This is a genomic window from Burkholderia sp. MSMB1498 (genome assembly GCF_001526245.1).
GTDB classification, from domain to species: Bacteria; Pseudomonadota; Gammaproteobacteria; order Burkholderiales; family Burkholderiaceae; genus Burkholderia; species Burkholderia savannae.
Map to the genome: position 1 here is coordinate 321,371 of NZ_LOYJ01000101.1, position 26,449 is coordinate 347,819.

The following is a 26,449-nucleotide window of genomic DNA, read 5'->3' on the forward strand; positions in this document are numbered from 1 at the left end:
AAATCGCTCCCGGGGAAGTCCGCCGGGAGCGAAAGAGGAAGGGCGTGCGCCCTTTATGGGTTTTGCTGGATGCCCAGGCTGGCGGCCGCGGCATGCATCGATGTTGCGATGGTGTCGGTCGTCGCTGCCGGGAATTGAGCGACCGTTTGCGGCTGGCTGGCCGGTAGCATGTAACCACCCATGAGCTTGCCGTTCATCAGACCGACGACGAGCGAACCGCCAGCGTTGATCACATTCTTGATGTCATCATCGATTGGCACGGTCGGCGCACCAACGGATTTCGGCAGGCTGATCGTGATGACGTTGGCATTGCGCGAATAGACCGACCAACTGCCAGTAACCGGGAACGAGAGCGGTGCATTGCTGTAGTTGCATCCCGACTTGCCGCTTTCGATCACTTGCGCGACACCGCCTGCCTGAATGCTCAGCAGCAGGCACCCACCGGCGATGTCCGTCTTCGTTCCAACGGCCTGTTGCACCGTCGTGTAGGTCGTGCTCGGGTCGCCGAGGCTGTACAGAACCGAGCCATTGACGATCGTCGACGAGTTCACGTCCGCGCCGTTGATCCAAGGCATACCGAGCCCTTGGTTGACGAGCATCAGGCGATCGTTCGAGTAGGCGGTTGTAGCAAGGTAGGCGGTCGTTCCAGACGGAAAGGTGCCCGTCATGGCTCCGCGCACGGGGTTCCGGTAGTCGATCTGCAGCGCGCTCGAGAGCGGCTGGCCGCTGACATCGATCATCCGGTAGGCGACCGTGAGCGCGTCGCCCGTATTCGGATCGGTGCCGACGAGCGTGGAGCCGACCGTGGATAGGCTGTACGACGGATGCAACTGCGCGGCCGTCAGCCAGCTGGTCCATGTGCCGTCCGCTTTCATGAGGTACGCGCCAACGCCAGCGTCATTGGACACCCAAGAACCGCTGAAACCCGCGTCGTAACTGCCGGCCGGCGAAGCCGGCGACCAGGCGCCGTTGCTCTGAACTTCTTGCGTAACCGAAAGCGTCGAACCTGAGAGCGTGAAGTTTTCGCGTACCGGCGAGAGCGCTGCCGAAATGCTGCTTCCGACGATGAACTGCGAAAGGTCTCCATCAACCGTATAAAGCGGACTGGCGAGCGCCGTCGTCGCATCGACCGTTGAGCTATAGGCTGGATTGGCGAGCTGTGCATCGACATCGGATTGCTGCACGCCGATGACCGACCCTTTTGCTGCGTACGCATTCATGGTTGCCTGCACTTGCGACCACGATATCGGCCCCTGGCCGGCGAGCGCCGTCATGTGACTGACCATGCTAGCGGCAGTAGTTGCCGTGCTGGTGTCGCCGTTGCCGACGTAGTCCGCATTCGGATCAATGTTGCTGCCGACGAGGGTCTGCACCGCTGTGATCGCATCCGCTTGCGACTTTCCCGCCTTGAGCTGTGCGACCACCATCGTCGTCAGCGGCGTGACGTTTTGCGAGTTGCCGGAAACGATCGCCGACATCGCGAACGTGCTGGTGAACTTGCTGCCGCCATCGGTCGTGTCCGAGGTGACGAGCACGTCAAGCTGCTTGCCGGCTGCGCTGCCGGAAACGTTGAGCGTGTAATTGCCGTTGGCATCGGTTGTAGTCGACGGGAGGCTCGTGTCGCATGCGCCCTGGCCGTTGTCGAAACAAACTTTAGCTCCTGAGAGATATCCGTCGATCGCCTTACCGGTGAGTTGGGTGTATGTAGTGGATGTCGTGGTGCTGGTACCTGATCCTCCACCGCCCCCGCATGCGGTGAGCACCGCTCCGACTGCGACGACCGATGCCAATCTGGCAAACCCCTTTGTATGGCTCTTTTTCACTTTTTCATTTCCTTCAAACGACGCTCCGCTGAAGCGGGAGCAATGCTTTGAATGCCCAAACGACATGTGCGCCTCACCCGTGAACGCGCAAGACGGCTATCGATTGCGCAAACCCGGAAACCGTTCTTCGTCCTCGAGCTGCTCCCAGCAGGCGAGAAAGACTCGTCTGCTAATGACGCCCGTGTGGCGTAACGCCAGCAGTCGCTGTCGCCGCTCATGCATCGGATGCGACTTGTCGCCGACGGCTTGCCACACCGCATTGATGAGTGACCGCCAAGCGGCCCGCCGCCGATACATGTAGACGCCGGCGGCAAGCGGTCCGGCACACGCGCAGACCAGCAGCCAACCGGTGCGCGATGTTCCGATGCGATTGACCCTCAGGTATTGCATATCCAACGCGATGCCCAGTGCCGTCGCGGCAGACGCCGCTAACCACAGACTTACAAACATGGTTTCTCCTGAAATATAACGTATACGGATCTGGAATATCCTAGATGCGGATTTAGTATTTTCGGATGGCCCATCCCCTTCACGATCCCCGTTACCAGCGCATCGCAGTGCTCCTGACGGAGCTGCGCAAAGCACGCGGACTGCTTCAGCAGGAAGTGGCCGACCGAATCGGTCGGCCGCAAGGTTTCGTATCGAAGGTGGAAAGCGGCAGTCGTCGCTTGGACGTGATCGAACTGCTTGCTTTCCTGGCTGCGCTAGAAGCAGACCCGCACGACTTCATCGACCGGCTCCTTGAGCAGCCGATGTCCTCGCTGCCTCGTTGATGTGCCCTGTCAGTACTCGCCGGGCAGCAAAAAAGTCGTCGCGTAGCGATCGGCTTCGGTGATCAGCCAGACCGTATATCCGCCAGAAAGGGTGTAGCTCGATAGAATCCGCTCGCCGGCCGTAATTGCCGCGTCGTTTTGTTGCCGATCGGAATCGGGCAGGTCGCCCCAGTCTCCGCTCATGTGCCGGATCAGCAGATCGACGATCGAAACGCGGGCGTCAGCGATGACCTGCAGCGCGCCGGGCGTGGCGAGAATGCGGCCGAGCTTGAAGCGCGGGCCGACGCGATGAACGGAAGAAGAGTCCAAGATAAGTTTTCTCCTGAAAATAGTCGAACACGTGCCTCCGGTCGTCCCGGATGCTTGCAGGTTGAAAGAGAAGGGAAAAAGCTGAGACGGGATGCGCGTCCGAGGAATGCGTGGGAAGTCGCGGGCTACCGTGCTTCCGAGGCGAGTGCGTTCGGATAGTGCTTCGCGAGGATCAGGTTCATCCTGTCGACTAGATCGGGCCGCTTGAAGGTCAAATGACCGTTGCCGTTCTTGAACCAGCGCAGGTGAAAGTAGACATGCTCGGCTTCGCTCAGTCGGGCTTGCCGGGTGTCGGAGACGAGACAGTACGCACTGTTACGGTGATCCGGCTCAGGCTTCCGGTCGAGGACGCAGAACGCGCGGATCAAATCGTCCAGTTCGTTGGTAACGCGGAAGTTCGGCGAACCGGAACTGAGCAAGTAGCGCACGATGATGCGCTTGCCAAATTTGAAGGGCAGGTTCGTTTTGTAGTCCCAGGACAACCGTTTGAAGCACTGGAGCACGCCGCGTTCGAACATATCGCCCCGTGCGCCGTAGAGTTGCGCGAACGTGGCTTCGATGTTGGCGGCTGTCAGTTCGGGCACGTCGCCTTCGGCAACCTGGCTACTCCATTGTTCACGGGCCTTGGCGTCCATGAAGGTACGCAGGCCCGATTCCGACAGCAGGTAATCCCAGCCGCGAATGTCGACGATGCGAACCATGGCGGCTTCGGCTTCGTCCCGCTTGGCATACTCGCCGGTAATGGTCGGTCGCCCCCGACAGCCGTAGCTTTCATCAAGTACGAGCCGGGGGAAGCCGAGATGGGCCGCCTTGGCGAGCGCCTGGGCTTCGCCGAGCAGATCGAGGGCGGCGCGCAGCCGCTCGACGACGGCGACGCGCTGATTGGCGAGGTTGGTGACGCTGATGCTTTTGACGAGATCGGTCGAGTCCATGAGTCATGGTGGAAAAGAAGGGGGTTGGAGACGAACAGAAAAACAGCCGGATACGAGGCCCGGCTGTTTATGCCGTCACGTCGTGATCGATGAGCCGACGACGTAGCTCGGCCGCGCGAGCTTGAGAGCAGCCCAAATGACGGCGTATGTCGGCGACGGTGGGACGGACGAGGCCGGCCGCCACATCCCGAACCAGTTGCGACAGGTGGTCGTCAATGGGAGTGGTGGCCGGTAGTGATGCGATCGGGTCGTCGCGCGGCGCGTGACTGCCAGTCACACGGTCGTGACTCGGCGTCACGGGATTGCGACTAACGGTCTCGTCGTCGTGACTCGCCGTGACCGGCATGACGACCCGCTGAGTCATATCGGCCGCATCCGCGACTGCCGCGCCTACGGGCTCAGTCACTGCACGAGTCACCGTGACTGCTGGCGACACATCGCCCGTCACGAGCGGTAACGGCTTAGGTAACGGCGACCGAAGGGCTATGCTCCACAACAGACAAGCGACGCCCTCCAGGACGGCGGCGAACAGGAGACCCGTCAGCAGATCGACCCGCGACGTCGTCGTGCCGAGTAACGCTGCCAGTTGCGCCGTGACTGGATCGACGAGTAGCGCGTCACGCTGCACCGTGACTTGATCCGTCGCGGCCTGTTGCCGCCGCACGTCATCGGCTTCGGCGTCTAGCGCATCGAGCCTCGCCGTGAGCGTCGCGCGACGGGATTCGAGCGTGACGCAGTTCCCGACGCAGTAACGGGCGTTTGCGGAGGCCAATTGCGCCGTGACGACTGCGCGTTCCGCCATGACGGTCGTGAGACTGCGAGCGGGCGACGGCACCCGGATTGCCTGTACCGTCGACGCCCGTTGTTCCCCGGCATGCTGTTGGGCGAAAGCAAAGAACACCGCGTGGCCGTAACACGCTGTGACCAGACATGCGCCCCATAACAGGCTACCCACGCAACGGACGATGATCGCTGCATCCCGGATCAGCGCCGGCAACAGGTGCGCGCTCATAACGAGCACCACCCCGATCGCGATCCAGACGACCCGTTCCGGCCACGTCCCTCCGCGCTGCCAGCCGGCCAGCACCGACAAGCAAAGCGCGGTGGCCGTGGCCGAGACCGCCAGAACGGTTGCCCAGCGGGAAGCGGCCGTCATGCCGCCTTCCCGCCGAGCAGCACAGCCTTGCGTTCGAGCTTGTCGCGCAGCGTTGCAGGCGGGCCGGTAGGGCTGTCATCTCCCGTCTCGGGATGATCCGCGGCCGTTGCTTCGGGATAGAACTCCTCGGCCACAGCGGCGCGCTCGTCCGGACTATCCTCGAACGCGCCGTTCGCGAAACCGATTTGAGCCGCAGCATCGAGCGCGGCCTGATCGAACCCGGCGGCACGTCGGCGCGTATCGAGTTCGCGTGCCTGCACCAGCGCGTCCTCCAGCGTGCTTCCAGATCGCACGCTGAGATCGACGTAGTAGATCGCCGACCGGTAACTTTGCGTCGTCGACTTCCCGCGCAGCTTCAGTTCCAACGGCAGGCAGGCGAGCAGATTGCCGGACACAGCCCGGAAGTAGTGCAGCCGCGCTGCGAGCGTTCGAATACTGTTGTAGGACGTCGTCCGGAAAATGAATGAGCCCATCTCGTCATCGTCGGAAACGATGACGTTAAGTCGCGCGTAGGGTTTGCAGCCGCCGCGTTGCCCGAACGCGCAGCCGTCCGGTGACGGGCAGGGAAGCGACTCGATCCCGGCGTCCGATACGCGTCGGCACGTTTCTCCGTTGCCGACACAGACTGGGCGTCCGGTGTCGCGGTCGAACAGCGAGTAATCGGCGCGGAGGCTAAGGTCCGGGTCGTTGAACAGCACTCGGACCGGGATCGTCCTGAGCTTGCCGGGCGTCGCTTTGCGCAGCGTCTCGTTGAGCGGATGGAGTATCCAGCCGTCGCGGTTGACCACTTGTGTCGTCAGTGTGAATTGATCGTCCTTTTCGGGCAGACGCTTGCCGTTTTTCTCGACGACACGACCGATGGAGATGCGCCCAACGACGGGCGGCGTGATCGAAAGGCCTTTCAACATGGCGTTGTCCTTTAGATTTAACGAAGATCAGACGGAGATGAGGAAGCGCCGGGAGCCGGGCCTCGATGTGGCGTACTGGGTTTCGTACTCGGGGTGATCGGCGAGCAGCCGTTTGAGATCGACGGCCGAGGAGTCCTTGCTGCGCTTGAACGACACTTCGCCGGTTTCGAATACGGCTCGCGTCGCGTCGCCCATTGCCTGTGCAATTGTCTGCTTGAGCTGTGCTTCGATGGTCTGACGCGATTCAATCTCGGCCCGTACCGCGACCAGATCTGCGAATGCCGACGACAGGCTCCGGTCGTCCGTGAAATCGACGGTACCGCCGTTGCCCGGATAGAGGTGGCGCAAGGCTCGGTCCGCCGATTCCGACCCATCCGGTGGCGGCGGTGTGTCCGATTCCACGAACCGCCAGAAGCGAGCTTCGAGCTCGACGAGCCGGCCGATCAGAGCGTCGTCGCGTTCGATGCGGTGTACTTCTAGTGCCTGACCGCACAGCAATACCGCAACGTGAGCCGCTGTCTTGCCCGTCACGGCGAGCTGATGTTGAACCTGGATCTGCACATACTCGGGCACGCCTGCGTGCCACAGTCGGGCGCCGAACTCACCGGCCGTCTTGCATTCGAGAATTGACACGTCACGTGCACCGACGACCTCGCGGTCAATGTTGGCAAGCATGAACGGTATGCTCGGATGCCTGAGAACCGCGTTGACGCGCCGGACGCGGTTACCTGTCTGCTTCGTGTAGACCGCCGCGACAATCGGCTCCAGCAGCGTGCCCCAATACGTCGGTGACGCTGTGTCGTCGGGATCGGGCCGGGGTAGGCCGTCTGCCCGACCGGTCTTTTCGAGCCAGAGCTCGAGCGGACTAATGTACGGACTGAGCCCTACGGCCGCAGCGGCGTCCGATCCACCGATGCCAGTGCGACGCACGGCGAGCCAATCATCGCGGCTAAGATGCTGTGTCTTGACGAGTTTCAGCGCCGGTCGTCGGGTGCGCCGCCCGTTGGGTTGGACTGCACTCATAACGCCTCCAAAACGAAGCGGCCCGGCAGGCGAACCTGACCGGGCCGAGGATGAGGGGAAAGCGGAGAAGCCTCGCTCAAACGACAAGCTTGAGCGCTTCGTCCCACGCTTTCTGTTTAATTGCTGCGCCTTGCCCGAACCATGCGGCATCGCGCCGGTGGTCGTCGCTGCGTGCGCGGCGGTGATGGTCCACGTATTCGGTCACGGCGTTGAGCAGTCCCCACGCGGTGTTGCTTGCAGACGCGAGGTCGGCTCCCTTGCCGCGACCGCCATAGAGCTGGCCGACCGCCTTGATCGCTCGCTCGTTCACGGCCAGAGCGTCGCGCTCCGCGACATTTGAGGTCGGGTACGTGAGCACGCGGCGCAGGAACGCTTCAGCCGCCGTATCCGACACTTTGCGATCGGCGAGTGCCTTCGTTCTTGCGATGAACGCGTCCCACGACGAAATGGCGATGCCGAGCTGGCGCTTGACGGCCTGGGCGTCGAATTGCGAACGGTGCTGCACCTTGATCGCACCTACGTTGTCGCCCGCCAACGCGATCTGCAAGGTGTTGTTGCACACGACACGGATCGCGGTGAACTGTGCTGTGGTGGCGAGGGTTCCATCGCAGGCGGTCGCCAGCAGCAGATACCCTTTGACCTGATCCTTGCCCTTGAGCGTGGCGCTCTGACCGGTGCGCGCGAGCGCCCAAAGCTTCCTACCTTCCTTGAGCACGCCTGCGGTTTCGAGCTGAAATCCACCAATCTCGGTGAGATCGCGATAAAACTCCAATATCTCGGCGGGCTGCACGACCTGATAGCGGGACGAAACGACGGATAGCGGCGCTTTCGTATCGCTTCGGTAGAGCACCTTCTGTTCGGGGAAGGCGTGGATCGAGCCGAGGTTCCGGTTGCCCGCAGCGACGAAGCGCACTTCGGCTTCTTCGATGCTCCAGTCCATGCCCGCGGCGCGAGCCCAGACTTCGAGTGGCTGTTTCGGGGCGAGTTGAGTGCCGAGGCTATGCCAGGGCTGTTCTCCTACGTACGCCATGGTTTGAACGAGATGCACTTTTAAACTCCTTGCGAGAAAGAAGGCATAAAGCCCGGCAAAAGCCGAGCTCGACAAAGAAGTCGAAATGGAACAGCGATGGAACAAAGAAGCCTCGTCGATTAACTCGGGCGGACAGTGAAGGTGCGTCCGCAGGCGAGGCATCGCCAGTTGTTAAGGACCTTGTGATCGAGTGCTTCGCCGAACGCCGCGCCGGTCGCGCAGCCCGCGGCACCGGCTACTAGCCCAGCGAGAACTGCGCCGGCTACGCCGCCGCATACCGCACCGAAGGGACCGCCGAGCGCGCCGGCGACGGCGCCGGTTTCCGCGCCGGACAGTACTGCAGCAGCGCCGCTCGTAGCACCGGCAGCGGCGCCGATGGCGCTCCAAATGCGCCGTGCGATGTGACGTTGTTCGGTGCGAAACGACTCACAGGACGGACACGGCCAAATCAGATCGCCTTTACCGGGACGGAAGCGCGGCGATTCGCCTTCGTCCGGCTCTGGCGGTTGATGCACGTGACGAAGTCGATTCAGCGCCGATTGCCATGCCGGGTCCTCATCCTCGTCACCGTCACCGTATGGAAAGAGCGAGGGACGGTCATGCATGACACGCAGCCTCGCGCCGGACTTTACCGACGTACTTGCAGAGGCAGATCGACCACAGCACGCCGCAGAGGTAAGCGAGTGCAAATGCGATCAGGTATTCAAGTGGGGAGATGGGAAGCATCACTGTCCTCCTGGAGCGGGTTCGTCCGAGCGGGATTGCCCAGACGGAGCGGCCGTGGCTGGCCGTGCTCGAAGAAGTGATATAGGTTCGAAAAGATCTGGGATCAGTGCGATGCCAGGGCAGGTGCGGAGGTGCGACGGAGTCGGTGTCGAGGCTGGCGCCTGTCAGATTTGACAGTTGCGCCCTTGTTGTATTCAGGCACTGTTTTGCGCTGGCGAGATCGGCATTGGCGGCTAAGATGTGTGCAACAGAGCGCGAATGGCATCTGGAACGAGCAGCTTGATTGCGCGAACGGCGGCGATTCGCTCAACGGGGGAAGGCGGCCGGTGAATCGCCGGCTTTCACAAATAAAAAATCGATCGAGTTAGTAAGCTTTACGACAGGAAGCCAAGTTGAAAAAAGGAAAAACTATCCGTTCTCAGTGCTTCAGGGAAAATTGGTGGCACGCGCTATTGTGTGGTCGCCGTCCAACCGAGCTAGACGTGCAGCTCTCGCACCCGTACCAGATCGCCGGCGTGCGATCTGAATTAATCCCCTCGGAGACGGTTGTTTCGGCCGAGATAGATAGTGGGCCGTTCTGGCTTCGTTGGCTGGGCCTTGCGAGGCTAGACCTGATCGTGCAGTGCCCGGGTCGCCAATTGTTTCCGAGCGTTTACATTGCCTCGAGATCGGCAGTTCTTGCATTGCGTAAGAGCATTGTCGAAGCAATCGAAGCAGCCCTGACTGACGAGCGGATTCGGATCGATGATGTGATGGCCGAGTTTGAGCATGAGCGGAACGCGCTCTTTGCGGCATCGCGCTATGTGCGCTACAGCGGGGTCGAGCAACTCGTTGCCCTTCATGCCGACTTGGGTTCGCAGGCATTCCGTGACCGATTCAACGCGTGGATCACGCATCCTTTCCTTGCTTCAGGGCCAATCAATGAGGCATTGAAGCGACGCTTCGAAGTGGTAAAACAGTTCTTCGCAAAGCCTCACCTACTGCGCGTGGACCATAACGAGCAATTCGTTTTGCGAGAGGCCAAAGCGCAGGCGGCGTATTTTTCAGGCATCGAAGCTACCGCTTTGACCGAGGAGCAGGTGGACGCTTCGTTGCGCTTCGACGATGCCAACGTTACCGTCGCGGCAGCCGGATCGGGCAAGACATCCGTCATGGTCAGCAAAGTGGGGTATGCGCTCAAGGCGGGCCACTTTGCGGATGACGAGATTTTGGTGCTCGCTTATAACAAAGCAGCAGCCAAGGAGATTCGTGAACGGATCGAGGAAAATGTTGGTCGCGAGTTGAATCGCCCGATTAGTGTCGAGGCGCGTACGTTCCACTCGCTCGGCTTGAAGCTATGGATGCGACAGCAGCGCGAGCGCGGTAAGTCGGGTCGGCCGAGAGTGATTGATTTTGCAAACCCTGCGGGAAAGCGGTTGTTGCGATCGACACTGCTTGATCTTGTACAGGACAACGCTAGCTCCGGGTTTGCCGATGCCCTTTTGAATTGGGCAAGTGCCTATCGCTTCCCCGTTCCCGAGCTTGAACCGTTCGATGAAGCTTCGCTCGCCGAACGCGAATTCCGCTACGAGGCGATGTGCAAGCGCATCGCGCGCAACGCACGACGCAATGCTAGGCCGTTTGAGGCCACTGTGCCGACGTTTGCCCCCAACATATTCGTCCGCTCTAGCGAAGAGGCGCGAATCGTCAATTGGTTGCATTTGCGCGGTATCGATTTCCAGTACGAGCAGGCTGCACCGCCTTGGATCACAGAGGAAATTAACCGTGGCCTCCCGGAGCGTGAACAGGTTCGCTTTTATCGGCCCGATTTTTCGTATGCCAACCCAGTTGACCCGCGCAAGCGAATACTTCACGAACACTTTGGGCTGGACGCGGAAGGGCGCGCTCCCGCGTTCCTGGGGGCCCCTTACGAGGCGCGAGCCCGGCATAAGCGGGAGGTACTCCAAGGTGTTGTTCGGCGTGAGAGGGGGACTGTTTCTCGCTTTTTCGAGACGCGAAGCGCGCAATTTGCCAACGGTAGTCTTTTTGCCAATCTTGAGCGGGAATTAGCCGCAAGAGGCATTCAGGTACCCGCCGTGGACGAGAATCGCCGCGTGCGCGCCCTGCGCGAATTGGCGCAGGACGACTCGATTACCGAGCTCATTTCCGAGTTCGTGTCGAAGTACCGGGATTCCGGACTGACCTATGAAGACATTCAGGCTCGCGCGACTCGGCTCGACGTCGCTAACCAAGCGCGGGCGATCTCGTTCCTGCGCTGGATGCGCCAGTTGCTTCGCGCGTTAGATCTTCGCATGGAGGCGGCTGAGCGCGAGGGCGGGAGACCGATCATCGACTACGCCGGAATGATTAGCGAAGCGGTCGCCGCTCTGCGCACGGCCACTATGCCTTTGACGTCGTACAAGCTGATTCTTGTGGACGAATTTCAAGATATCTCGCGGCTGCGAGCACAGTTCGTACAGGGCTTGCTCGATCAACACGCCAAGGACTCAGTGCTGTTCTGTGTCGGTGATGACTGGCAGTCGATTAACCGCTTTGCTGGTTCGGACGTGGGAATTTTCCGATGCACTTACGATGGCCTCGCGAAGGCGCTTGCGAACTCCAGCGCTTCGCCGATACGGCCCAGGTGGACCGCGCCTTCGATGCTGAATAAGACGTTCCGCTGCGCACAAGGCATCGCGGACGTAGCGCGCTGGTTTGTAATGCGGGGCAGTTCCGGGGCGCTTATTGACAAGCCGGTGCGAGCGCATGATCCCTCGAAGCAGTCGGTGGTGCGAGTCGTTGAGCACGCGGATTCGGCTATCGCTCGCGTCGATGCGTTAGAGCAAGAATTGGAACGCATCGCAAAGGTCAACGCAGCCCGTGGCAAGACGGCCACGGTGTTTATTTTGACGCGCAACCGGCAGGAAAAGTATCTTCCTGAAGGGCTGACCCAAGCTGTGCTTGACGACCTGGCGGCGCGATTCGAGCCACGTGGTTTGCTGCTTTCGCACTATTCTCTACACGGCTCGAAGGGGCTTGGTGCCGACTTCGTACTCATGGTAGGGCTTGACGTGGGGCGCGGTGGCTATCCCCGTGATGGCGTTCCCGAACCTTTGATAGAACTCCTATTGCCGACGCAGAAGAGCCCGCACGAAGAAGAGCGTCGACTCTTCTATGTGGGACTTACGCGTGCGAAGCGGGAAGTGACCTTGTTGTGTGTCGGCACGCGTCCGAGCATGTTTGTACATGAACTGGAGCAGTACCCGGTACCGGGCGTCGTGCATTTCGAGCGGCTGACCGGCGTGGTGCGTCATCTCTGTCCGCATTGTAATTCCGGGTGGCTTCGTCGGCGCAGAAACAGGTTGACCGAGGTCGCCTGCTCTCGCGCTCCTTTCTGCGGTTTCGTCGGGAAAGAAAACCGCTTTCCGGGATTACCGCTACCAGTGGAGGCAGCGGCAATCGTCTAGCCGTTCGACGTCGGGCGAAACGCGGCGATTGGTTCTGAAGGATGGCGATGAAAGAAAACGGGAATCGCTGCGTGCAGGGTCGGGCCGGTTTGCGCCGCTTGGTCGCAAGGATGTACCATGATCCGCGTCCAGCGCATATGGCTTACTAATGAGCCCATCGATATCCGTGCCCGCGTCAATGCTGTCTTCGCGCGTGTCGCGAAGGAATTCGGAGGGTGCATTCGCAGCAGGTGCTACGCGCAAAACAAAGCGCCAGCTTGTTTGTTGGGTGCTGGAATCACTCCGGCATCGACCCGGCGCGGTACGGTCCAAACCGGTCGCGGAAGAACCGCTGTGTCCACGAGCGTACGGACGAGCGCGAAATTCGGCGGTCCCATCTATGTCTGAGAGCACTGCGCTGGCAGCGCTGCTTGTGTCGTGATTGGGCTACCTTTGTGGCATTGAATAACGGCAAGAATTCAGGGTATGCTGATCTATAGGGCAAATGAAGAGAGTGGGAGTGGTCGGCAGTCATCTCCAGAAAAGCTGTAGCCGCATTCGGTGCGTGAACCGGTAGGGCTAAGGGCTATTGCGAGAGGAAACAGGAGGAGCAATGAGAAGCCACACGGCGGGCCGGCCGTTCAACACGGCATCGACATTCGACTACTTCCGGCACCGAGAGGCCGAACTTATAGCGGAAGTGGAATCGCTGACGAATGACTACGTTCTCAAAGCGTCCTCGACTGAGCTGGAGGACTACTTCTTGACTAAGTATCGTTTGGAACCGCTTACGCTTAATCCAGATGGCCATTTCATGGATGAGCCGCGTAGCGTAGATATGACCGTCCGTAGTGACTTCGATTTCGGCTTTCCGGGCTCGCAGCAGCGGATCGCGAAGGGTACGCAGCTTTCAATTTCAGTCCCGTACACAGGGTCTCGCGACCTTTGGCAACTCCAACCATCGACATTCACGATGCATGCATATCCAGAGCTGAATGTCGGGGACGCCGAAGTGACGTTTTATTGCACCTTCCGGGACGATCAAGCCAACCCGCAGCAAATCAAGCAGCAGATCGACGATAACATCAGGAAGTTGAGCGAAGCAGTGACCCAAATCCGCAGCGATGTTATCGGCCATAACCGCAGCGTCGAGAACGTCGTTCGTACAGTTTTGCAACAGAAGATTGCCAAAGCTAAGGCCGCCAGCGGGGCAATCTCAGCGTTGGGCATACCGATGAAGCCACGCGATAAGCCCATGACGTATGTCGCGCCCGATGTGCGCCGCAAGCCTCCGATGAGCCGGCCCGCAGTTGCCACCACAAAGTTCGTGCCGGAGCCGGCTCTCGATCAAAGGGAGTACGAGCACATTCTTGGCGTTATCCGGAGCATGTCGCTGGTCATTGAACGTAGCCCAAGCACCTTCGCGTCGCTGGACGAGGAAGCGATCCGAACGCATTTCTTACTCCAGCTTAACGGACACTATGAAGGGACAGCGACTGGGGAGACCTTCAACGCCGTAGGTAAAACCGACATCCTGATCCGTGTCGATAACCGAAACATATTCATCGCCGAGTGCAAATTCTGGCGCGGCGAAAAGAGCTTTGGCGAGGCCGTAGATCAGCTGCTCGGCTACCTGTCGTGGCGTGATTCGAAATGCGCGCTGCTCATTTTTAATCGAAATAAGGACTCGACCGCCGTCCGGCAAAAGATGCACGACGTAATGATCGCACGCCCCGAGCACCGCAGGACAACCAACCATGCGCTGGACGGCGACTCGCGCTACGTGTTCGTCAAAGAGTCCGATCCAGGGCGTGAGATCCACGTGTGTACGATGCTATTCGACATCCCGGCGTGAGCTGCGTAGACGTTCGGCGCGTCCGCCGGGAGTTCGCAATGCGTTGAACGACTCGTTACTCGTGGTCTATAGCAAGGATCTGAAGATCAACATGTCGCTTTCCTTGAGCTCGCGCTTGAGCACGTTGAGCGCGCACGCGCTCAAGGAGCATCGATGCCGGTTCGTCCTTTGGGTCTTGAGGGACCAGCTCGCCACTAAATGCTTTAAAGAGTAGTAGGGCATTCAGCGCGCCGTGTCTGTACTTCAATGTGCCTGTTCGCGCGGAGATGCGGTCCAAGGCAATGAGGAGCGCTGAGACGCGCCGGCAGATTTCGGCCTGTTCATTTATCGGTGGCAGTGTGATTGGCAGCGCTCGGACTTCATCGCTGTTGATGTTGTTGACCCCGCTGGTCGAGCGAGCGGTCAGCTCAATTTGTGCCCGGAGAAGGGGAGATGCCAGCCAGACATGGAGGAACTCCGGAAGGATCAACTCGGGATTGACGCGCAGCCGCATTAGATAGCCGGCGAAGAGCATACCTGCTTCGCGTTCGGTGACTACGCCTGTTCTACCTACAAGTTCGACGCTTCCGTTTGATCGAATCATTAGCAGGTCACCTGCTCGCAGACAGAGCCTTTCGCGTTCCTTCGCATCAAACTCAGCATACTTCAGATCGCTAATATCCAATCCTCGCGAAGTAACATTAGGGATGCGAAGAACTGCCGTGCCGTGCGCCAGTTCGGAGCATCGCTTCGCGGTGCCGTAACGCGTGTCCAGCAGGACTTTTCCAATTGTCGTCCGGTGCCAAGTGTCGGTGCTTCCGCCGTTGATATGTCGTGTCAAATCGCCCCGGACGGCTCTGACGAGTACCGAATTGCGCAGTGTATCGAGCAGTACGGGAATATGGTCGAGCTTTTCGCGGATACCGCGCGTGCGTTCCAATAGCGCGTCGAGCTTTGCAATAATGCGGCGTTGCTCGTTCAGTGGCGCAAGAGGGATGCTCGATTGGCGAATGTCTGCGGAGCGCACGGCTGGATATAACGCACCTTGCACCTTGGCAGTCATGGATTCGATGAATTCCCTGCTGCGGACGTAATAGAAGAGCCAATATGGCTCAACTGCATTAGCCCGCAAAACATCAAAGCCGGTCGAGGCTATCTGATCGTTTAGCTCGGGCGGGACAATGGCCACAGCATTCAAATTTGGGCGTGTCATCGAAACGAGCACATCGCCGCTGCGCACGACTTTTCGCGCTCGACTTGGCGCGTCATTTCCTAACAGGCGTTGAGGCCTGGAGATGACCTTCCATTCCCGATCAATGCTCGAAATGTCAATGTACAAAAACGTTTCTTGGCTTCCCGGGATACGTTGCACCGTCTCGCATGAGATTTCTCCTATTAGGGCGACAGTCCAAGAGGTAGGGTGGTTTTGCGTAGCAGACACCGTCATGCCTTTTCTCCATCACCCAATATTTCCTCAAGCTCTTCCAGCTCACCCAACGCTTCCTGAAGCAACTCCCGAATCTCGGCCAATAGCTCATCCGGCTCCAGCAACTCCTCGGTACGAGTACCGTTCTCGTTTCGGAGCCAGGAGATGTCGAGCTTGTCGCTTCGCTTCGAAATCTCCTCGCGTGTGAACCGGCGAAACCGTCCTTTCTCGCCTTCGTCGATGCGTTGGCTTTTACCATTGGGATCGTCGCCAAAAGCCTTGACGAACGAGCGTAGATGCTCCAGCGTAAAGGGGGTACGTTTTCCGAAGCTCGGCATGTTGGTGCGCAAGTCATAGAACCACACTTCCTTCGTGTTTCCCGAGTCGGTCCGCCCGCGCTGGAAGAAAAGTACGTTTGTGTTGACTGTCTGAGCGTAGAAGATGCCGGTCGGCAGTCGCAGGATCGTATGAAGGTTGCACTTGTCCATTAGATCGGTGCGCACCTGCTGGCCGACACCTGCTTCAAACAGCACATTGTCGGGTAGCACCACGGCCGCACGTCCACCCGGCTTAAGGCCCCGATAAATGTGTTGGAGGAAGGCGAGCTGCTTATTGCTCGTCGGAAACGTGAAGTCGTCGCGCGTCGGTAAGCCGCCCCCTTTCTTGGTACCGAAAGGCGGATTGGTCAGGATCACGTCTGCCTTAGGCAGGCGCTGTCCTTCGCTTGATAGCGTATTTCCGAGCCATATCGCGCCGGAACCGGGGCCTTCGATGTCATGTAGCATGCAATTCATGAGAGCGAGGCGCTGCGTGTCCGGCACGAGTTCCATGCCAACAAATGCCTTTCTTTTCTGGAATTCCTGTTCCTCGGCCGACAGATCAAACAGGTCGTCCGTGTGGACCTTGATGTAGCGATCGGCCACAAACAAGAAGCCGCCGGTGCCGGCAGCGGGGTCCTGGATGATTTCCCCAGGCTGAGGCTTCACACACTCGACCATCGCGTGAATTAACGGACGCGGGGTGAAGTATTGACCGGCACCGCTCTTCAACTCCGCTGCATTCTTTTCAAGTAGCCCCTCGTAGAGGTCGCCGAGGCCATCCCGGCGGGCGCTGTACCAGTCCAGTCCATCGATGTCCTCGATGAGTTGCGCGAGGTGGCGCGGTTCCTTGATACTCGTGCTGGCGTTGGCATAGATAGCAGAGACAAGCGGATCGCGTGCGTTGCCAAGCTCGATCAACAGTTCTCGATAGAAGATGTGCTGCTCGACTCCGTTCTTGCTTTCGAGATCGGCCCAGCGCTTGCCCTTCGGCAGGCGCGATTCGGTCCCTGTTTCGTGTGCCATTTTCAAGAACAACAGGAGCGTGAGTTCCGTGACGTATTGATGGAAAGTGATGCCGTCGTCACGAAGGATGTCGCATAGCGACCATAGTTTCTGGACAAGCTGTTGCGTGTCGCTCATGGAAGGAACTTCTCTTTTGCGATGAATGAAGCGGGAAGCAATTATGCCGCGTCGTCCCACACTGCGTCTTCAAGTTCCGCGACAACTTCGTGAACCTGACCCTGAAAAACGTGCTGAAGTGTCTTCAGGCCACCGGCAGATTTGAACGCGCCGGATTCGAACGTCGTGTCGTCGACGATGATGCTATGCTTAACTTCTTTCGCGATGCGCTCGAGCCATTTGCGCTGGGGCAGCGGCCAGGTGCGGCTCGCGAGGGTTTTTTTGAGTGCCCGATCAACTCGCGCCTCAAACGGCAACAGCGGTGAACCAAGAGCCATCTGCCGGATATAGCCGATTACGCTGGCGGCAATATCCTCGTTTTTCGTTTCTCGCCACGCCGTGCGGAGTGCCGCCTCGGAGAACTCGGCTTCGGCCAATGCCAGCCGGAGCTGGCGCAGGTCTTCACGGGTGAGATCGCGTGGGCGCGTAAGTACCACGTTCAGGGCCACGATCCTGTTCCGGTTTTCTTCGATGAAGAGGCGGAAGGCATCCAAATAGTCTTCGGGACGCTTGGCTTTTCCGTAGCCGGTTTCAACTGCCACCAGCTCGTCGTCGTGTTCGGAGATGATCTGTGCAGAACCGGCGCCGCTGCCCAGTTGCAGCGACTGAAGCAGCGAAGCGAGCTGAGGGAGGCTTCGAATGAAGCCCTGAGCTTCCGTGGCGGAGAGTTTGCGCAGATGTTCGGGCAGTTCAATGGCGGAAACGCCCGTTGCGGCTTCAACGGCTTCGATCGCCTGCCCGATCTCGGGCCGGCTTTTTGCCTCCACTTCGGCGCGCATCATCAGACGGCGTAGGCGCACCACGAGCTGATCCTTCACCTCGTCGGCGTAGCTGCGTCCTAGGTCTGGGCCAGGGAGCGTGTGCGACTTGTCCGACGCGAGCTCAGCCAGAAGCTGAGCAAGGGAAACCGTCACACGTTGAACGACTGGCTTCATGGTGTTGACCGGCTCAAGCGCGGAATAAATCTCGACGGCGTCGAAGATGCGAAACACGTCTTTACCGATTTCAGGGCAAAGCCGCGTGGCTCGACCCAACATTTGCTCGTAGAGAATCCGGCTACGCACGCGGCGCAGGAAAACTAGATTGCTAATCTGCGGCACGTCGATACCTGTCGTTAGAAGATCGACGGTAACGGCGATGTTAGGAAGTCGTTCGTTCCTGTAGCGGCGAATCAAGTCATCGGGACGATCGGCGCGGGCTGTTATTTTGCGAACCGTCTTGTCGTCAAGCGCTCCCCAGCAAATCTCGAGGGCATCCTTGAGCAGCGTAACGACCAGATTCGCGTGCGCGTCATTCGCACAAAAGATCAGTGTTTTTTGATCACCCGAGGGGTCGATTTGCTTTGCGAGCTCTGCGCAGACGACGCGATTGAAATTCTCAGTAATGACCAGTCGATTGAAGGCGTCGATCTCAAAGTCGAGTTCGTCCGGGAGCACGGTAGTGTCTAGCGTGCCTGTGGTGTTACGGACGATTTTTACCGCGTCGCCTTTATCAAAATGAATGCCGCTCTCTGCAAGCTTGGTGACGAAGCGAACTGGCGGTTCGTGGTCAACGAGCCATCCATCGATTACTGCTTCACTGTAGCTGTAGGTGTAAATCGGGGCGCCGAAGATCTCGCACGTGTGCTGGGCCGGCGTAGCGGTGAGCCCGATCTTCACCGCATCGAAGTGGTCAAGGACGCGCCGATACGAGGAGATGTAGTCGGCCTCGGAGCGGAACTCCAGCTCACCTTCTCCCATTTCCCGATCGAGGATGTAGCCGCGGTGGGCCTCGTCTACGACGATGCAATCGTAGCGGTCGATGGGGATCGGATCGTCTGTGGCACCAAAGAGCCGACGTACCATGCCTTGCACCGTTGCGACGTGAACCTTCGTGGCGCTATCTGGTTTGATGTCGGCCAGTTCTTTGACATCATAGATATCCGTAAACACCTGGTTCTGCTCGAGGCGCATGTCCTTGAAGGTGTTTTGGGCCTGCTCGCCGAGCGCGTTTCGGTCGACGAGAAAAAGTACGCGGTTAAAACGCCGCGACTTGATGATGCGGTAGATGAGGCCGATGATAGTGCGGGTCTTCCCCGTGCCGGTTGCCATTGCAACCAAGCATTCTCGTCGGCCAGCAGCCAGTGCTTCCTCGATCTTGCGAACCGCGCGGACTTGGTAGTCGCGCAGATTGAGGTAATCGTAAGGTTCTTGCGTAAGTTTGCCTGTCGCCGCGCCGATGTCGTTTTCGAACAGCTTTTGCAGACCTTCCGGAGAGTGCCAGCCGGTCAGGGCGCGGGCGTGTGCGGTCGACTCGCGGACGTCGCGAAACCAAATGCCGCTCTTTGTTTGGAGCTGCCGCAAGAAGGGCCGGCCGTTGGTCGCGTAGACAAACGGGAGTCGGTAATACCGGACTGTTCCATCGCTCGAGACCTCAGCTGGCCATCCGGGAAAATGATCTACATGATTTGCTGCCGCCGGCAGCACTTCGTCTGCTTTGACTTGATAGGCCTCGTTGTAGCGCTCGGCTTGTTCGATTACCACAGGCACGTCGGAGCCGTAGCGCTTTGCTTCAACGATCGCGAGCGGTGTCAAGCCGTGGAACAGTACATAGTCGGCCGGACCCTTCGCGGTCGGCCACTCGGCAATGGCTTTGTATTTTCCAGCCTCCGGGCGAGCTCCCTTGCCATAGGTAAGGTTTTCGGTGTCGGCCTCCCAGCCAGCATCGTTGAGTTGGCTGTCGATGATGGCGCGGGTTTCCGCTTCGTCCAACGCGATCGCAACGCTCGCGCGAGCAAGTCGCAATTCCATCGCGCGCGCTTCTTCGGGAGCTCGCTGAGCTGCTTCGGCCCGGAGCTGGGCCAGCGCCTTTTCGAACTCTTCGCTAAGCCGAAGGCGCTCGCGTTCTTCGTCCTGCGCGAGCTGCTCCCAGATTGCCTTCTCGGTCAGAGCCGTGGCCGCCTGGGCTTCCGCACTCGCACGCTTGCCGCGTTCCGTTTCGATCAGCTGCTGTGCCGCGCGGGCTCTTTCCGCAGTCACGCTGAGTTGGTCGTGGAGGGCTTCCAGCGTGCTCTCGGGGGCCACGAATGGCCCCGGCTTGAAGGAGTGGGGGTCGGCCTTACCGGAGCTACGATGTAACCAGATCGCCAGTTCGCGGGCGACTCCCAATGCCCTTTTTGCGCGCCCGACGGTGGTATGGAATTCGTGAGCGGCGATGTTGCCTTCTCGCCGCAGGAAGTGTAGTAGTTCGGCGACGTTGCGATCGAGGAGGCGCTGAACTTGAAGCGCCTTAAGAAGCTCGGCTTGGCTATCGGCTCCGGTTGAAGCGACGCCGAAATCGGCGGCCAAATGCTTTACCACCGCTTCGCCAAATTGGCGCAGCTTAATGACGGCTGTATTGGGATCGTCAACACAGTAACGCTCAGCGGTGACACAGAGTTGAAGGAAGAGCGGATCATGCGCTTCCAAGAACCAGAAATTTTTGCTTTTTTCCGTGCGGTCCATGGTCTGTGGGTCGGATTTTTCTGATTTTTTGGAGTCTAGCGCAAGTGGACGCGCCGCGAGTGGAATTCTCGTATCGATTAAAAAACAGACCCTGTTCTGTCACTTTTTGTCTGGGGCCAGTAACCGTCAAGGGCGCACTTGCCGCATACTGACGAAATCAGAGCGATGCTGAAAACTGTCCGCTGACGAGCGATTCGATAGCTGCTAGGATGCTGCCCGGAGGATTTATGCCCAGAGCCGACCTGATCGTCAGCCTCGTGCGGGCGGGTACCCAGGGCGATCAGAGCCTCTTCCGATCGACCGTAGAAGCCCTGGCCGCAGAAGAGCGCGCAAAGCACCACAACCATCTGGCCGACAGGCTGGAGGCGAACTTGCGTTCGGCGACGGCCCGCCCAAAGGCCGCCGAGGTGGTTCGTAGTTACGACGGTGGACACGGCGGGCTGCTTTACGAAATCGAGCCCCGTCGAACACTGAGTTCGATGCTGCTGCCTGCGGATGTCACAAAAGCATCATTGGAACTGATCGAGGAACAGCAACGGCGCGACCTCCTCCGCTCGTACGGCTTGGAGCCGCGGCATCGTGTCCTGCTGTCGGGGCCTCCGGGTAATGGCAAGACGACTCTTGCCGAGGCCATCGCGCAAGAATTGATGGTCCCGCTGTTCGTCGTGCGGTATGAGGCAGTCGTTGGCAGCTTTCTCGGGGAAACTAGCGGGCGCCTGAAGCGGTTGTTCGACTTTGTCCGGACGCATCAGTGTGTGTTGTTTTTTGACGAGTTCGATACGCTTGGGAAAGAGCGCGGCGACACCCATGAAACGGGCGAAATTAAGCGTGTTGTGAGTTCTTTGCTTCTGCAGATCGACGCGCTTCCAAGTCACGTTGTGGTCGTGACGGCCACCAATCATTCGGAGCTTCTCGACAGAGCGGTTTGGCGTCGTTTCCAACTGCGCCTGAGTCTGCCGGGACCAACGCTTGAGCAGCGGACGGCCTGGTTCGAGAGGTTCCAACAACGCTTAGAAACATCGCTCGGTGTCTCGCCTCGGACGCTTGCCACGAAGCTCAAGGTGAATAGCTTTTCAGACCTCGAGCAGTTTTGCGAAGACGTGCATCGACGGTATGTACTGTCGCTACCGAATTCGGACCTTCATGCGGTTATAAGCGACCGCCTGGAGCAATGGAAAAGCAGGGTGTCCTCAGAGACGTGATCCGGCAATACGGCGGGTGATGGATGGACGAACAACAACAACGGCCTCTTCTTCTTTTTCCTCAGCCTGCTGCCTCCGAACGAGAAGGGCTTCCTAAGGGATGGCCGCGAGTCCATTTCCCGGCAGCGCCGCGCCAAGTCGAGAGGCTTGGGCCGAAATTCGGAACGCTGCAGTCAGCGTTTGACGGGCGAAGGATGCAATTACAACCGTCCGCGCCGACAGATGATCCGGAGCTAGTGGTCGTTTTCGAGACAGTTGGGGCGGTTGAGGATTTTATCGGTGCCGTGCGGCGGATACCGGGGCTTGAATGGCTGCTTGAGGCTGATGAGTTAGACATTGAGCCAGATAGCGACTTCTACGATTTGGATGACCATAACAAGGCCCTCGCAGGCCGGCTCTACCTCTTAGGCAGTAATCGACAAGCGCTAGCAGAGGTTGTGAGTCTCTGGGATCGCTACAAGACAGATCCGCAAGTCAAATTCGATTACGGTCTTGGTAAGTGGAAGGATGTTTTCAAACATCTGCACGACGTCCGATTCTGGGGTAATCAAGATCGAATTGGGGCGGACATTCGGGAGTACTGGGAAAGCCTACTCGGCTCCGGCGAGGAGGTTATTCGGTTCGAAGTCGAAGCGTGGTGCTATTCGTTGCACGAGAAGAACGTTCGCACAGCAATCGAACTCGCACGTCTTGTAAATGAAATCGGTGGGCGCGTTCTTAGTTCGGCGTTGAACGAGGATATTGCTTATCACGGTTTTTTGGTCGAAGCGCCGCCGGAAAGCGTGCGCAGCATGTTGAGTGAAGCGCCGCCTGCTCTGGTTCGTTGCGAGCGGGTGATGTTCTTTCGGCCACGCGGGCAGGCGCTGGCGTTGCCCGAGGACGATGACGTTCGGTCCCCTCCCGTCGACGAGTCGTCTCTAGTACCTGTCGGCGAGCCTATCGTTGCACTGCTGGATGGTCTTCCCCTTCAAAACCATCCGCTGCTTGCCGGGCGTCTTACTGTTGACGATCCAGACGGGTGGGAAGCCGAATATTCTGCTCGTGATCGGGTTCACGGGACGGCGATGGCGTCGTTGATTCTGTACGGAGAACTCGACGGCCCGAGGGCAGCTTTAAGCACAGCTCTCTACGTCAGGCCTATCCTTCGCCCAGATCCGGCTGACTGGCAAGTGCCGCGGCGCGAGACAACGCCCGATGACGCACTCCTAGTGGATTTGGTGCACAGGGCTGTGAAACGGATGTTCGACGGCGAGGGAAATACCCCTCCCGCAGCGCCTACCGTTAAGGTGATTAATTTATCCGTCGGTGATGTGCTCAAGCCGTTCGACACGGAGCTATCTCCTTGGGCGCGACTTCTGGATTGGCTCTCTTGGAAGTATCGAGTGCTCTTCGTTGTCAGTGCGGGCAACGTATCGGCGAGACTTTCTTTGCCGACGCCTCGAGGGACATTCTCTGGCTTGTCCTCGGACGAACAGCGGCGACTAGCTGCGTCCGCACTCGTTGCGGATTCTGTTGATCGACGATTGCTGACGCCAGGAGAATCAATAAATGCGCTTACGGTCGGTGCTGCACATGTCGACAGCTCCCCGACTCCTAGTGTCCCTGGCAGGTTCGACGTATTCCCCGAACGCGGAATATCGCCATACTCCTGTATCGGACACGGTTTTCGGCGTTCCGTGAAACCGGACTTCGTAATGCCCGGAGGTCGTGCTCTTCACCGTGAGCGGCTTTTGGGTGATCCAACTATCACGGAGCTCGAACTGGTCAACACCGGCGCAGCTCCAGGACATCGCGTTGCGGCTCCGCCCGATTCGAGTGGCGGCAACACGAAATATGCGCGTGGCACGAGCAATTCGACGGCGCTCGCTACGCGCGGAGCGGCTCAGGCCCATTCAGTTGTTGAGGTGCTGCGCGCCGGCGATCCAGGGCGACTACCTGACCGTCTGGAAGCGGTTCTGCTGAAGGCTCTGCTCGTCCACGGGGCCGAGTGGGGCGGTCTCGAGGCTCAGATCATCGATGCTCGGCCGGACATCGACGATTGGAGGCGCAGACAGGGGCTGGTTGCGCGCTTTGTCGGCTATGGGTTGGCGGATGTCGACAAGGCGATTACTTGCACGGAGCGACGGGCGACACTCATTGGAACCGGCGAGCTGACGGACGGCAAAGCCCTCGAATTCAGAGCCCCGTTGCCGCCGAGCCTGCGAGCGCGGGTTGTTAAGCGTCGTCTGACTATTACACTTGCGTGGATGTCGCCCGTCAATCCGCGTCACGCAAAGTATCGGGCTGCGCGTCTCTGGGTTGATCCGCCAAGTGACCTTTTCAGCGTGTCGCGGATGAACTGTAACTGGCAACATGTGAGGCGCGGCACTGTGCAGCACGAGATTCTCGAGGGAGAGAGCGCCATTGCATTCGCGGATGGCGACGAGCTCGTATTCAAGGTTAATTGCGCGGAGGACGGCGGCAAGCTACTGGGGCCAGTTCCGTTTGCCCTATGTGCGACGCTGGAGGTTGGCGAGGGCGTCGACCTGCCGATTTACCAAGAGGTCCGGCAAAGGGTTCAGCCGCGGGTAGGCGTCCGAGGCTGAGCGCGAGTGTGATGTGTCGTTTTTTTTCGACGTCGACTCAGGGCAGCAAGGGCAAAGACCGCGTTCCCGACAGGTACGTCGCAGCACGCGATGGCTGGGGGCATCTTTCGGGGCATGTTTTCAAGCGAGCTGCGATTGATCCTTGATGCTATTGGGGTTCAGCCGTTAGTTTGATAGTCCTCCGCCCACCAAACGGATTCAAGGGCTTAGCCGTAAGGCTAGTTGAGCAGCACGCCCACGAGCAGCGCCGCCATCGAAACGAGAATCGCCCTGCGCGGTACGCCGCTTGCCGTCGTCTCGCCGAACTCGCGCGGCGCGTGGCCTTGCTGCGCGAGGTTGTACAGCATGCGCCCGGTGCTGAAGATGCCGCCGTTGCACGACGAAAGCGCCGCCGTCAGCACGACGAAGTTGATGATGCCCGCGGCCGTCCTGATGCCGAGCCGCTCGAACGTCATCACGAACGGGCTGCCTTGCGTGCCGATCTCGTTCCACGGGTAGATCGACAGAATCACGAAGAGCGCGCCGCCGTAGAACAGCAGGATGCGCCAGAACACCGAATTGATCGCGCCCGGAATCGTCTTCTGCGGATTCTCCGCTTCGCCCGCCGTCAGCCCGATCATCTCGACGCCGAGGTACGCGAACATCACCATCTGCATCGACATCAGCACGCCTTGCGCGCCGTTCGGGAAGCGGCGCACGCACGCCTTCGCTCAGCCGATCCACATCTGTTCGCCGTCGTCGCGACGATGCGAGACGCGTGCGCGCGCCGCACGATGCCGACGCGTGCGTGATCGATTTCATCACAAACCCCCAAAGGAGACATCACGATGCAGAAACGAAGTCACGAAGCCGACCTACACCGAGGGCTCGGGCAACGGCAGATGCGCCTGATCGCGCTCGGCGCGGCGATCGGCGTCGGCCTTTTCCTCGGTTCGGCCAACGCGATCAAGATGGCGGGCCCCGGCATCATCCTGTCATACATCATCGGCGGCGCCGTGATCTTCGTGATCATGCGCGCGCTCGGCGAGATGGCCGTGCACGAACCGGTCGCCGGCTCGTTCAGCCGCTACGCGCGCAACTACCTCGGGCCGCTCGCCGGCTACCTGACGGGCTGGAACTACTGGTTCCTCTGGCTCGTCACCTGCATCGCCGAAATCACGGCGGTCGGCATCTACATGGGCATCTGGTTTCCGGACGTGCCGCGCTGGATCTGGGCGCTCGCGGCGCTGGCCGCGATGGGCTCCGTGAATCTGCTCACCGTGAAGGCGTACGGCGAGTTCGAATTCTGGTTCGCGCTGATCAAGGTGGTGACGATCGTCCTGATGATCGCGGCGGGCATCGCGATGATCGCATTCGGCATCGGCAATCACGGCGTGCCGATGGGCGTCTCGAACCTCTGGGCGCACGGCGGCTTCTTCAGGCGCGCGCGGTGCCCGCGTCTCGCTTGCGTGAGCCGGCGTGACTCAAATGGAAGAGGGAACGGACGACGCGGGGCGCATCGCAGCGCGATGCCGGCGGGCGCGATCGGCGCTCGGGCGCGAGGGTGGGCGTGATGCGCGCGTCTCGGTTCGCGCGGCAAATCGTCGGATGCATCGAGCGGTGTCTCCAGCATGCATGAACAGATGCTCCTCGGTCGGAGTCTGGTATTTGGCGCTATGCTAGTGGCTGTTCGCGAGTGGATGTTCCTGTATTTGTCTTAATTTTAGAAAAAGAAACTATGGCCGCGTGACCGCGCATCGCCGTGCACGATGCGCCCCGGTCGCGTGTCCCGTTCGAACGACGACATTCACGGAGTCCGATCATGCCGATCGACAGCGGTTGGGTTGCGTCTACAGGAGTGCCCGCGGCCATCTACCTGTTCTGTCTGGGCTATGCGCTTTTTCGCGCGTTCGGGCCGCGCCGCTCGCGTTATCCGAAACTGATGCGCTTCTATTCGATTGTTTGTGCGTGCGCGATGCTTTTCGGAATGCTCGTGACGATCGGCGTCACGATTCGTGCGAGCGACGCATCCGCGCTTGCGTCGCTCGGAGCCACGATTACGTTCATCGGGATCGTCGGCGTGTTGATCGGCGGCATGTGCGAAGCGACCGTGTCGTTCGGCAAGCGTTGGGAGCGCTGAGCCGGCCGCGCGTTTCACGCGCGTTCGACGGAGCGGGCGGGGCTGGATGTCGTTTGTTCTGGCCAGTCGAGAAACGAATGTCGGCCAACATTCGCAACTAACGAGCAGGGCATTTAAGACCCGCCCAGTGTCGCGATTTCCCCGTTGTCGCTACCTGCAAACGTCATTCGTCCGCAAAGGCATGCCGCATGTTCAAC

Annotated in this window: 18 protein-coding genes and 2 pseudogenes; 7 read left to right on the forward strand and 13 right to left on the reverse strand. The window is 59.6% G+C overall.

Features of this window, described 5'->3' with window-relative positions; translation table 11 throughout:
• Window positions 1–53 precede the first annotated feature (53 nt).
• Together WS91_RS22985 and WS91_RS22990 are read right to left on the reverse strand one after the other, a co-directional pair.
• Entirely contained in the window at window positions 54–1,823 is a 1,770-nt protein-coding gene (locus WS91_RS22985; protein ID WP_059671077.1) for a hypothetical protein, read from the reverse strand.
• A 96-nt stretch (window positions 1,824–1,919) separates the two neighbouring features.
• On the reverse strand, window positions 1,920–2,273 hold the full coding sequence (locus tag WS91_RS22990; protein WP_059671078.1) for a hypothetical protein: 354 nt from the start codon (window positions 2,271–2,273) through the stop codon (window positions 1,920–1,922).
• 65 nt (window positions 2,274–2,338) lie between these two features.
• Here WS91_RS22990 and WS91_RS22995 point away from each other — a divergent pair, with 65 nt between their 5' ends.
• Window positions 2,339–2,596, forward strand: a complete 258-nt coding sequence (locus WS91_RS22995) for a helix-turn-helix domain-containing protein (RefSeq protein WP_059671079.1) — start codon at window positions 2,339–2,341, stop codon at window positions 2,594–2,596.
• A gap of 9 nt (window positions 2,597–2,605) precedes the next feature.
• On the opposite strand, the gene WS91_RS23000 is transcribed toward WS91_RS22995, so the two are convergent.
• The 7 genes from WS91_RS23000 to WS91_RS37545 all read right to left on the reverse strand — a co-directional run bounded on the left by WS91_RS23000 (window position 2,606) and on the right by WS91_RS37545 (window position 8,559).
• Entirely contained in the window at window positions 2,606–2,905 is a 300-nt protein-coding gene (locus WS91_RS23000; protein WP_059671080.1) for a hypothetical protein, read from the reverse strand.
• Between the two features lie 125 nt (window positions 2,906–3,030).
• Complete coding sequence (locus WS91_RS23005) at window positions 3,031–3,837, reverse strand: DUF4942 domain-containing protein (RefSeq protein ID WP_059671081.1); 807 nt, start codon at window positions 3,835–3,837, stop codon at window positions 3,031–3,033.
• A 67-nt stretch (window positions 3,838–3,904) separates the two neighbouring features.
• A complete protein-coding gene (locus tag WS91_RS23010; protein WP_059671082.1) occupies window positions 3,905–4,993 on the reverse strand; it encodes a hypothetical protein in 1,089 nt (362 codons plus the stop codon).
• Window positions 4,990–5,901 carry a recombination directionality factor gene (locus WS91_RS23015; RefSeq protein ID WP_059671083.1) on the reverse strand — a complete coding sequence of 304 codons (912 nt, stop codon included), beginning with the start codon at window positions 5,899–5,901 and terminating at the stop codon, window positions 4,990–4,992. Before WS91_RS23015 ends, WS91_RS23010 begins: the two co-directional genes overlap by 4 nt.
• A 27-nt stretch (window positions 5,902–5,928) precedes the next feature.
• Window positions 5,929–6,924, reverse strand: coding sequence for a YqaJ viral recombinase family nuclease (locus WS91_RS23020; protein ID WP_059671084.1), 996 nt, complete (start codon window positions 6,922–6,924; stop codon window positions 5,929–5,931).
• A gap of 76 nt (window positions 6,925–7,000) precedes the next feature.
• Entirely contained in the window at window positions 7,001–7,972 is a 972-nt protein-coding gene (locus WS91_RS23025; RefSeq protein ID WP_059671117.1) for a DUF932 domain-containing protein, read from the reverse strand.
• 101 nt (window positions 7,973–8,073) lie between these two features.
• Entirely contained in the window at window positions 8,074–8,559 is a 486-nt protein-coding gene (locus WS91_RS37545; protein WP_082758295.1) for a glycine zipper family protein, read from the reverse strand.
• 603 nt (window positions 8,560–9,162) lie between these two features.
• Between WS91_RS37545 and WS91_RS23030 the strand changes: the two genes are divergently transcribed.
• Entirely contained in the window at window positions 9,163–12,126 is a 2,964-nt protein-coding gene (locus WS91_RS23030; protein ID WP_059671085.1) for a UvrD-helicase domain-containing protein, read from the forward strand.
• A gap of 592 nt (window positions 12,127–12,718) precedes the next feature.
• Window positions 12,719–13,960 (forward strand): hypothetical protein, encoded by a 1,242-nt coding sequence (locus WS91_RS23035; RefSeq protein WP_059671086.1) that lies wholly within the window; start codon window positions 12,719–12,721, stop codon window positions 13,958–13,960.
• A 55-nt stretch (window positions 13,961–14,015) separates the two neighbouring features.
• On the opposite strand, the gene WS91_RS36190 is transcribed toward WS91_RS23035, so the two are convergent.
• Genes WS91_RS36190 through hsdR form a run of 3 tightly spaced genes read right to left on the reverse strand, consistent with a single transcriptional unit; the run spans window position 14,016 to window position 20,346 of the window.
• Window positions 14,016–15,386, reverse strand: a complete 1,371-nt coding sequence (locus WS91_RS36190; protein WP_156432444.1) for a restriction endonuclease subunit S — start codon at window positions 15,384–15,386, stop codon at window positions 14,016–14,018.
• Window positions 15,383–16,825, reverse strand: a complete 1,443-nt coding sequence (locus WS91_RS23040) for a class I SAM-dependent DNA methyltransferase (protein WP_059671087.1) — start codon at window positions 16,823–16,825, stop codon at window positions 15,383–15,385. The genes WS91_RS36190 and WS91_RS23040 overlap by 4 nt, the downstream gene beginning before the upstream one ends.
• Window positions 16,826–16,866: 41 nt before the next feature.
• Window positions 16,867–20,346 carry a type I restriction-modification system endonuclease gene (hsdR, locus tag WS91_RS23045; protein WP_059671088.1) on the reverse strand — a complete coding sequence of 1,160 codons (3,480 nt, stop codon included), beginning with the start codon at window positions 20,344–20,346 and terminating at the stop codon, window positions 16,867–16,869.
• 227 nt (window positions 20,347–20,573) lie between these two features.
• On the opposite strand from hsdR, the gene WS91_RS23050 reads away from it, so the two are divergent.
• Window positions 20,574–21,548: an AAA family ATPase gene (locus WS91_RS23050; RefSeq protein WP_059671089.1), complete on the forward strand. Its 975-nt coding sequence runs from the start codon at window positions 20,574–20,576 to the stop codon at window positions 21,546–21,548.
• A 23-nt stretch (window positions 21,549–21,571) separates the two neighbouring features.
• Window positions 21,572–24,133 (forward strand): S8 family peptidase, encoded by a 2,562-nt coding sequence (locus WS91_RS23055; RefSeq protein ID WP_059671090.1) that lies wholly within the window; start codon window positions 21,572–21,574, stop codon window positions 24,131–24,133.
• A gap of 221 nt (window positions 24,134–24,354) precedes the next feature.
• Here the strand turns inward: WS91_RS23055 and WS91_RS23060 are convergent.
• Window positions 24,355–24,822 (reverse strand): annotated as a pseudogene (locus WS91_RS23060) (amino acid permease); the annotation flags it as partial.
• A gap of 138 nt (window positions 24,823–24,960) precedes the next feature.
• Between WS91_RS23060 and WS91_RS23065 the strand changes: the two are divergent.
• Window positions 24,961–25,551: pseudogene (locus WS91_RS23065) on the forward strand (amino acid permease); the annotation flags it as partial.
• Between the two features lie 383 nt (window positions 25,552–25,934).
• Complete coding sequence (locus WS91_RS23070) at window positions 25,935–26,252, forward strand: hypothetical protein (protein ID WP_038746661.1); 318 nt, start codon at window positions 25,935–25,937, stop codon at window positions 26,250–26,252.
• The last annotated feature ends 197 nt before the right edge of the window (window positions 26,253–26,449 follow it).